The sequence below is a fragment of the Halomonas sp. ISL-56 genome (assembly GCF_018612805.1).
Classification (GTDB): domain Bacteria; phylum Pseudomonadota; class Gammaproteobacteria; order Pseudomonadales; family Halomonadaceae; genus Vreelandella.
The window spans coordinates 69,673-78,947 of the sequence record NZ_JAGGRO010000028.1 but is presented as its reverse complement, the minus strand read 5'-3'; the positions used below and the strand labels follow the sequence as shown (position 1 = coordinate 78,947).

The following is a 9,275-nucleotide window of genomic DNA, read 5'->3' as shown; positions in this document are numbered from 1 at the left end:
GAGTTGGAGACCGCCCAGTTACATAACGGCAAAGGCTTTTTCTGCAGCATCCAGGGTGAACTGAATATCTTCCGGGGTATGGGCGCTGGACATAAAGCCTGCCTCGTAGGCGGAAGGCGCCAAGTAAACGCCGTGATCAAGCATCGCGCCAAAAAAGCGCCGGAAGGCGTCAGGGTTGCAGGCGGTGGCTTGGGCAAAGTTATCCACACGGCTTTGCGAAGTGAAGAAGAGCCCAAACATACCGCCCGCCGACTGCGTCATCATTGGTACCCGTGCCGCATTGGCTCGCTCCTGAAGCCCCGTACACAGGGTGTTAACCCGCTGAGTGAGCGCATCGTGAAAGCCTGGAACCTGTAGTTTGGTCAATAGCGCAACGCCTGCCGCCATCGCCAAGGGATTACCCGACAAAGTGCCCGCTTGGTAAACTGGCCCAAGCGGTGAAATATTTTGCATTATCTCGCGCTTGCCGCCGAAGGCGCCTACTGGCATACCACCACCGACAATTTTTCCCAGGCAGGTTAGATCAGGCACTATGCCGTAGTGAGCCTGGGCACCGCCTAACGCCACACGAAAACCGGTCATCACTTCATCAAAAATCAGCACGCTGCCGTGTTCGTTACATACCCGACGCAGGGTTTCCAAAAAGCCTGGCTGCGGCGGAATACAGTTCATATTGCCTGCAACAGGCTCAACGATGATGCAGGCAATTTGATCGCCAATTTCGCTAAAGCACGCCTCAACCCCTTCGGGATCGTTAAACGACAGGGTTATGGTGTGTTCCGCCAGCGAAGCGGGTACCCCCGGGGAGCTGGGTTCGCCATGGGTGAGTGCACCCGAGCCTGCTTTTACCAGCAGCGAATCGGAGTGGCCGTGGTAGTTACCTTCAAACTTAACGATTTTATCCCGGCCGGTGGTGCCTCGAGCCAGGCGAATCGCCGACATGGTGGCTTCGGTGCCGGAACTGGTCATGCGCACCATATCCATGGAAGGGATCATCTCGCAGATCAAATCCGCCATGGTGGTTTCGACGGCGGTAGGGGTACCAAAGGATAGGCCGTTATCCAATCGCGCCCGAACGGCTGCCAGTACGTCCTGATCGGCATGCCCAGTGATCATGGGACCCCAGGAACCGACATAATCCACATAGCGATTGCCTTCCACGTCAAACAGAAAGGCACCTTGTGCGCGTTCCATAAAGACCGGCGGACGGTGTAAGCCTTTAAACGCTCGGACGGGAGAGTTGACCCCGCCCGGTATATGGCGACTGGCAAGATCAAACAGTTCAGCTGATGTAGTCATGGCATCCTCTCGGTCAATGGCGTACAGAAGATAGGATTAAAAACGGACAGGCCGTGATAAACGCTGCGGCAAACACTGCCCACTGGGCGGTTGAAAGCCTTGAGATAGACTTTGCCAAGTAAAGTGCTGCCCCTGCTCACAAGCAGTTGGTAAGCGCTCACCCACAGCAAGGCGAGCTGCAATGGCAGATGCCAGTGTGCAGCCAGAGCCATGGAACAGTTCGGGCAAACGTGGCCACTGCCACTGACGCGTGGTATCCGGCGAGTGCAAGGTATGCACTACCTGCTGATCGTTGCCGGGCAGCGGCTCATCCGTCGCCGTTACCAGAATGGCTTGGCACCCCTGTGACATCAGTACCACCGCGCGAGCGGTATCATCGAAAGGCGTGATGATATAAGGGGTGAGTTGTGCCAGCTCAGCGCGATTGGGAGTTAAGATATCCACAAGCGGCAGCAGGCGATCAATAAACAGTTGTCGCAAAGCAGGTGTGGATAACTCAGTTCCGCCACCGGCCTTAAAAACCGGATCCGCTACCACGGGAATGCCAGGGAAACGGCGAATAATTTGCTCCGCGGCGCGCAGGGTCTCTTCGTCAGCGAGTAAACCAACCTTAATTGCTGCTACCTGCATTTCACTAATCGCCTCGGCCATTTGGCGCATCGCAGTAGGATCAGCAGGGATCACGCGCGTCACATTATGGCAATTTTGTACTGTCAGCGCGGTGGGAATCGTGACTGCCCAGCCGCCGCAGGCAGCAATAGATTCGCTGTCAGCGATTAACCCTGCGCCACCCGTCGGGTCGTGTCCAGCGAGTACCAATACAACGGGAGGAAGCGGTTGGCGCATCAAAAGGGCTTCACAACGGCGAGCAGTATAATCACCACCAGCGCAATCACTGGCGCTTCGTTAAACCAGCGGAAAAACACGTGACCTTTGGTACAACGATCCTGGGCAAACTGCTTCAAATAGATCAAACAGACGTGATGATAGGCGATTAGCAACACCACTAGCGCCAACTTGGCGTGCATCCAGCCCTGGCTAAACCATTCGGGCACCAGGTAAAGCATCCAACCACCGAAAATCAGTACCGCGATCATCGATGGCGTCATGATGCCACGGTAGAGTTTGCGTTCCATGGTTTTGAAATAGCTAATAGCTTGTTTATCGCCGTTATCCCGCGCGGTAGCGTGATAGACATAAAGCCTTGGTAAATAGAACAGCGCAGCGAACCACGTCACTACTGCCATTAAGTGAATAGCCTTCACCCATAGGTACATTGTTGCTCCTTAAAGCGATGAATCCTTCTCGCGTGCGTCTCGGTCTGGAAAAGCTAGTTTTTGAAAATTTAAGTCTTAAAAATCTAAGTCTTAAAAATCTAGGTCAGGAAAATCTAGGTCTTGAGCATGATCGTTTTTTAAATCAGACACTCGAAAATTATACCCCTACGTATCAGTGCCACGGGAATCGGCACCGCGTGGATCAGTGTAGTGATAATAACGCTCAATGGCGCCACGGGTGATGATACCTGAAATACGCCGCTGCTTCGGACGATAACCGTGAACAACGTAGAGCGCTCCTAAGGCATCATCCTGAAGTTTTAGAAACGCTTCGGAAAGCGTCGCCTGTAAGCCAATCGGCGCCAACTCCAAACGCTGCCCTGGAATTTCCAGTAGGTCAATCAGCTCATCCACAGGCGGTTCTTGCCCCTCTAGCGCCTCATCGTGTTCAAGCAGCCAGCGCGCCAACTCAGCAGCTTTGAGCGCCAGCACCGGTTTTTGTTCGCTCGAACGCTCAATCACCAGCCATACAGGGTTAGTTTCGAGTAGCTGCCGGGCCTTTTCAGGGGTGATCATTCGCTCGGTGCGCACCAACTGGCGCTCCATCACCGCTGGCACCGAAACCCGCGAGAGTGCCTGCATTAACGGCTGCTGAAGCGGGTGCAGTCCGTAGCGCACCGTGCTGATAAAAAACCCTTCACAGCCAGTCAATTGACGCGAGGTTAAGCACGCCACCACCACCGCCAACATGCCAGGCAGCATGATACTCGGCGTGTGGGTTAACTCCAAAAGCGCCATGAGCGCGGCCAGGGGCGCTTGCAGCACCGCCCCCATCATCGCGGCCATGCCTAGCATCGCGTAAATACCTGGGTCAGCGGCTTTCGCTGGCCACAGCCACCCCCCCAGCAAACCAAACAGCGCGCCCGTGGCAGCCCCCACTACCAGCACCGGGCCAATAATACCGATGGGGACACCCCCAGCAACGGTTAGTGCGGTAATCAGCAATTTGGCGATCATCAGCGCCAGCAGCACCTTAATTTCCAACTGATTATTGAGTGCCGCCGCCACGCTGTCATAGCCGATGCCTTGAATCTGGGGGAACCACCAGGCCACCACGCCCGTTGCCACCCCCACTAATCCTAGTCGCAACCAGAGCGGCCACTGGATAATCCGCTGACTGCGTGAAATATGGATAAACAGACCAGCGAGTAAGCCAATTACCAGCCCCGTGATCACAATCCAGGGTAAGTTAACAAGCGAGCCAAGCGCTATCTCAGGAATGCGGAAGGCGGGTTCATTACCGTAGGCTAACTGCGCCACCAGCGCCCCCATTGTCGAGGCCAAGATGACCGGCATAAAGCTCATCAAGGTGTACTCCATCATCACCACTTCCATGGCGAAGATCACCCCCGCAATCGGCGTATTAAAGGAGGCGGAAATACCCGCTGCGGTACCGCACGCCACGAGCACTCTCAGGCTATTATTGGGTAACCGCATCTGCTGGCCGAGACCGCTAGACGCTGCTGCTCCCAAGTGAATCGCCGGACCTTCACGCCCCGCGGAGAGACCACCTAGCACTACGAGAACCCCCACCCACCACTGATTTAGCCAGTTACGTAATGGAAAACGGCCTTGATGGTAGGTCAGCCGCTCAATGACATGACCAACCCCCAGCTTGCGCGCTGCCGGTTTTTGCTTATATAGCAGCACACCCACTAATGTAACCGCTAGCATGGGTAGCAGCGCGCGCAGCCAGGGCGCCATGCTCTCAAACGCCTCGGGGTCGCCATCGGTCATATAGAGTGCAGCGCCCGCTTCCAGTAGCAGCCGAAACGCCACCATCACAGCACCGGTAATAATCCCCGAGATAAGCCCCAGCAAACAGAGTTGCGGCAAGGCGTCGACGTTAGCCAACTGGCGACGAAAACTCTCTAAGGTAAAGTCCGATCGGGAAAAACGCGCCACAGCGACCTTCCTGGTTATCAGTTCTTGTGTTTCCACTCCCTTGTGTATCATAGACTGCTAAGCTTCGACAGCGCGCAGCAATCCGCTTAGGCTGTAATAACTGAGTCTGTAATAATTGAAGCTAATATGAAAACCGTTCTGCGTAACCCGCAAGGAGTGATTTGTGATTAAGGTCGGCATTGTTGGCGGTACCGGTTACACCGGCGTTGAATTACTGCGGCTACTCGCCCAGCACCCCCACGTCAACGTCGCCATGATTACCTCGCGCTCGGAAACGGGCGTCAAAGTGTGCGATATGTACCCCAACCTACGCGGCCATTACGACACCCTGGCGTTTAGCGAGCCGGATGCCAAACAGCTGGGCGCCATGGATGCGGTATTTTTCGCCACCCCCCACGGCGTTGCCCACGCCCTGGCGGGGGAGCTACTCGAAAACGGCACTCGGGTGATTGACCTGTCGGCCGACTTCCGGCTGCGTGATGCCGACGAGTGGAGCCGCTGGTACGACCAGGCCCACGGCGCCCCGGAACTATTGCAAGAGGCGGTTTACGGGCTGCCGGAAATGCACCGCGAAAAAATCAAAACCGCACGCTTGATTGCGGTACCCGGCTGCTACCCCACCGCCGTTCAGCTCGGTTATTTGCCGCTATTGGAAGCAGGCTTAATCGACCCAAGCCAACTGATCGCCGACTGTAAATCCGGCGTTACTGGGGCTGGGCGCGGCGCTAAAGTGGGTTCACTGCTCGCCGAAGCCAGCGAGTCGATGAAAGCCTACGGCGCAGGCGGCCACCGCCATCTACCGGAAATTAGCCAAGGACTCAGGGACATCCAGCAATCTACGGTGGGTTTAACCTTTGTGCCCCACTTAACGCCGATGATTCGCGGTATCCACGCCACGCTCTACGGCCAGCTAACCGCTGAACCCGGCGATCTGCAGGCACTGTTTGAGCAGCGCTATGCCGACGAGCCGTTTGTCGATGTAATGCCTGCGGGAAGCCATCCTGAAACGCGCAGTGTCAAAGGCATCAATACCTGCCGTTTAGCGGTTCACCGGCCTAACAATGGCAACACAGTCGTGGTGCTGTCGGTGATCGATAACCTGGTCAAAGGCGCCTCGGGCCAGGCGATTCAGAACCTCAACTTGATGTTTGGCTTTGAAGAGAACACTGGCCTCACCGCCCCTGCATTAATGCCCTAAACACCTCACCAAAACCAGCATCCAGAGTGTACCTCAAAGGGGTTCTTGACCAAGGCAGTTAACGTGATGCGAGGGCAGGTTGAAGCGAAGGTCTTTTTCCAGGGCCGGAATAATGTTCCCGACAATTCCGGCATTTCCGCCATCCATGGCGGTCAGATGTCGAAAGTAGCGCCCATGGACGGGTTCACAGCGCCCTCGCGGAAACCTGCCCTCGTCAGCTAAGAGCTGCAAGCTAAGATTCACCAAACTAATTCCCAGCAATAGTTGACCAATTTGCTGGGAATTACCCATAATCACCCCCCAATGCTGATTTATTCGTTCTTAAAGCTCGCGGGAGGTACCCATGAGCGGTGCAGAAGCTTTTGTTCCTACCCCACTACTGCTCTCTGATAGCGCACGTAAACGTATTAATGCGCTGATTGCAGAAGAAAATAATCCATCCCTTAAACTACGGGTCTACGTGACCGGTGGCGGCTGTTCGGGTTTTCAGTACGGTTTCGACTTTGCCGAAAACGTCGCCGACGATGACACTGTGATTGAGTTTGGCAACGCTGCCTTAGTGGTTGACCCGCTCTCTTACCAATATTTGGTAGGCTCCACCGTCGACTACGAAGAGGGTCTGGCGGGCGCGCGTTTTCGCGTGCAAAACCCCAACGCCACTACCACCTGCGGCTGCGGCGCCTCCTTTATGGTCTAAACAGCGTTGGCTCACAGCGCTCCCCGTGACTTGACGCCCTGGCGGTTTCTCGCCAAGGTTAATAGGTCAACAACGGCTTAAATAGCGGTTTATAAAGAGTATCAAACGGTGAAACCCGCTTGGTAACCCGCCAACAGCCAAACAAAGCACGGGGAAACTTATGAAAGTAGCACTACCTCTCAGCCTTACCAAAACCACACTGGCTCTCGCACTGGGATTGGGCAGCGCCACTGCCGCCATGGCCCAAACGCCATCGGTGAACGTGGCCACTGACCCAAGCTTTGTGCCGTTTGAAATGATGGATCAAGAAACCGGCGAAATGGTCGGCTTCGATATGGATATCATCAACGAAGTTGCCGAACGCGCAGGCTTTGAAGTCAACCTTACGACCATGGAGTTCTCCGGCATCATTCCTGCCGTGCAAACCGGTAGCCAAGAGATCGCTATTGCCGGTACGACCATTACCGAAGAACGTGCACAAGTCGTCGATTTCTCCGACCCCTACTACGATTCAGGTCTGCGCATTATTGTGCGCGCCGATAATGACAGCGTCGAAACACTCGAAGACCTTCAAGACCTCGCCGTCGGGACCAAAATTGGTTCCACAAGCTACGACTACCTGCAGCAAGAACTCGGCGAAGATGCGGACATTACTCCCTTCCCAGGTACTGCTGACATGTACATGGCGCTGCTAGGCCGCAACGTCGACGCAGTGCTCTACGACGCTCCTAACGTCTCCTACTTCTCGCAGACCCGTGGCGAAGGCCGTACCAAGGTCGTCGGCCCTCTATATGAAGGCCAACAGTACGGCATCGTGTTCCACAAGGGCAGTGAGTGGGTAGAACCCACCAACGAAGCACTGGCTGCTATGCGTGAAGATGGCACTTACGATGAGATCTACACCAAGTGGTTTGGTGAAGCGCCCAGCGAAGAATGAGTGTAAACACTCAATAATAGCGTAACGCCGTTACAGGGCCGGGTGGCCACAACCCCCGGCCCTGCTGCGTTTCTTATCTGCTTTTAGTCAGCTGTTTTCTGTTTCAGGAGTCTACGCGTGGACGTCAATTTTCAGTTTGATTGGTCGGCAGCGTTTGGGTCTATCCCTTACCTCTTGCCGGGTATTCCCTGGACGTTACTTATCTCATTTGGCGGTTTGGCCATTGGTTTCTTTATTGGCATATTCTTTGGCCTGTTACGCATTAGCCGCCTGCGTTGGCTACGCTGGCCGGCCATCGTTTACGTCGAGGTATTCCGTGGCACGCCTATCCTGGTGCAAGTGCTGTTTATTTTTTACGGTTTGCCACAGCTGCTAGGTAGCCCTATTAACGCTCTGGTCGCCGGTATTGCCGCCATTGCGGTCAACTCCGGTGCCTACATCTCAGAAATCGTCCGCGGCGGCGTACAGTCAATTGAACGCGGCCAAGGCGAAGCTTCGCTCTCCCTGGGGCTCTCCCGCTCCCAGGCGTTTCGCTACGTTATCTGGCCCCAGGCGTTTCGGCGCATGATTCCACCTCTCGGTAACCAGGGCATTATCAGCATCAAAGACACCTCACTGTTCTCAGTGATTGGCGTCGGTGAGCTGGTACGCCAGGGGCAAATCTATATCGCCACCACCTTTACGGCCCTTGAGGTCTACTTCATGGTCGCCCTGATGTATCTGGCGATCACCTGGACGCTCTCCATCATCCTGCGCCAACTTGAGCGCAGAGGTCTGGCCGGACAATAAGGACACGCGCAATGAGCAATACGATGAACAGCACAACGCACCCCATTGTGCGTATGCAGAAGCTCAATAAACACTTTGGCAGCCTGCACGTACTCAACGATATTGATCTTACCATTGTGCCTGGTGAGGTAGTCGTGATTATTGGTGCCAGTGGCTCAGGCAAATCGACGCTAATTCGCTGTATTAACGGCTTGGAAGAGTTCCAGTCCGGCAGTCTAGTGGTCGATAACAACGAGTTACTGCCTCATGGCAAGAGCACCAAAGCGCTGCAAACCATTCGCACCGAAGTCGGCATGGTTTTTCAGCAGTTCAATCTCTTTCCCCACCTCAGCGTCATCGATAACGTCACCCTGGCGCCAATGAAAGTACGTGGTTTAAGCCGTGACGATGCGGTCAGCAATGCCAAACGCTTGCTTGATCGAGTGGGTATCGCCGACCAGGCCGATAAGTACCCCAGCCAGCTCTCAGGCGGCCAGCAGCAACGTGTGGCGCTAGCCCGCGCTTTGGCGATGGAACCGCGCCTGATGCTGTTTGACGAGCCCACATCGGCGCTTGACCCGGAAATGATCGGTGAAGTGCTGGATGCTATGCGCGAGCTGGCCAAAGAGGGCATGACCATGGTGATTGTCACCCATGAAATGGGCTTTGCCCGCGAGGTCGCCGACCGGGTTATTTTTATCCATAAAGGCGAGATTACTGAAGAGGGCCACCCTGAGAAACTGTTCGATTCTCCGCAACACGAACGCACCCAATCCTTCCTTGCGCGCGTGCTTAAACATTAAATTGAACACCCTTTAAGGCTTTAAATTGACCGCTTATCCGCGCTGAATTGCGCTTTTTACCGGCCTGTCGACACGACAGGCCATTTTTTTGCCTGTGGATAACCTTTTTTTACATTGATCGGTTTTATGCTCGTAAGGCCTATCATGGGAGTCTCTTAGCGGTAGCTCCACACCCAACAGAGGTTGTTCACAGGTGCGGTAACAACCCAGGTACTGGACGGTGGATAAGCCGTGTCTGGTTGTGTCTGTGGATAAAGCGCAATTTCATCCACAGGCTTAACACCCTTTCTGCCCAGGCACTCCCGCTTTCAAACATGTAGAAGTCAACAGT

9 protein-coding genes are annotated in these 9,275 nt (G+C 54.9%); 5 read left to right on the top strand and 4 right to left on the bottom strand.

The features are described from left to right. Positions 1-18: 18 nt before the first annotated feature. The 4 genes from hemL to J7J49_RS20600 form a co-directional block, all read right to left on the bottom strand. A complete protein-coding gene (gene hemL / locus J7J49_RS20615) occupies positions 19-1,299 on the bottom strand; it encodes a glutamate-1-semialdehyde 2,1-aminomutase (protein ID WP_035582399.1) in 1,281 nt (426 codons plus the stop codon). 36 nt (positions 1,300-1,335) lie between these two features. Beyond that, complete coding sequence (thiD, locus tag J7J49_RS20610; RefSeq protein ID WP_215095328.1) at positions 1,336-2,145, bottom strand: bifunctional hydroxymethylpyrimidine kinase/phosphomethylpyrimidine kinase; 810 nt, start codon at positions 2,143-2,145, stop codon at positions 1,336-1,338. Next, positions 2,145-2,576 carry a protoporphyrinogen oxidase HemJ gene (hemJ, locus tag J7J49_RS20605; RefSeq protein WP_064232409.1) on the bottom strand — a complete coding sequence of 144 codons (432 nt, stop codon included), beginning with the start codon at positions 2,574-2,576 and terminating at the stop codon, positions 2,145-2,147. Before hemJ ends, thiD begins: the two co-directional genes overlap by 1 nt. Before the next feature lie 165 nt (positions 2,577-2,741). Then, on the bottom strand, positions 2,742-4,541 hold the full coding sequence (locus tag J7J49_RS20600; RefSeq protein WP_215095326.1) for a chloride channel protein: 1,800 nt from the start codon (positions 4,539-4,541) through the stop codon (positions 2,742-2,744). Between the two features lie 163 nt (positions 4,542-4,704). On the opposite strand from J7J49_RS20600, the gene argC reads away from it, so the two are divergent. From argC to J7J49_RS20575, 5 genes are all read left to right on the top strand, one after another. Further along, a complete protein-coding gene (gene argC, locus J7J49_RS20595) occupies positions 4,705-5,739 on the top strand; it encodes an N-acetyl-gamma-glutamyl-phosphate reductase (RefSeq protein WP_215095324.1) in 1,035 nt (344 codons plus the stop codon). 343 nt (positions 5,740-6,082) lie between these two features. After that, positions 6,083-6,436 carry an iron-sulfur cluster insertion protein ErpA gene (gene erpA, locus J7J49_RS20590; protein WP_007112206.1) on the top strand — a complete coding sequence of 118 codons (354 nt, stop codon included), beginning with the start codon at positions 6,083-6,085 and terminating at the stop codon, positions 6,434-6,436. Between the two features lie 160 nt (positions 6,437-6,596). After that, positions 6,597-7,373, top strand: a complete 777-nt coding sequence (locus J7J49_RS20585; RefSeq protein ID WP_064232406.1) for a transporter substrate-binding domain-containing protein — start codon at positions 6,597-6,599, stop codon at positions 7,371-7,373. A 117-nt stretch (positions 7,374-7,490) separates the two neighbouring features. Beyond that, a complete protein-coding gene (locus tag J7J49_RS20580) occupies positions 7,491-8,162 on the top strand; it encodes an amino acid ABC transporter permease (protein WP_064232405.1) in 672 nt (223 codons plus the stop codon). Positions 8,163-8,185: 23 nt separating this feature from the next. Beyond that, entirely contained in the window at positions 8,186-8,944 is a 759-nt protein-coding gene (locus J7J49_RS20575; protein WP_251048431.1) for an amino acid ABC transporter ATP-binding protein, read from the top strand. Positions 8,945-9,275 lie beyond the last annotated feature (331 nt).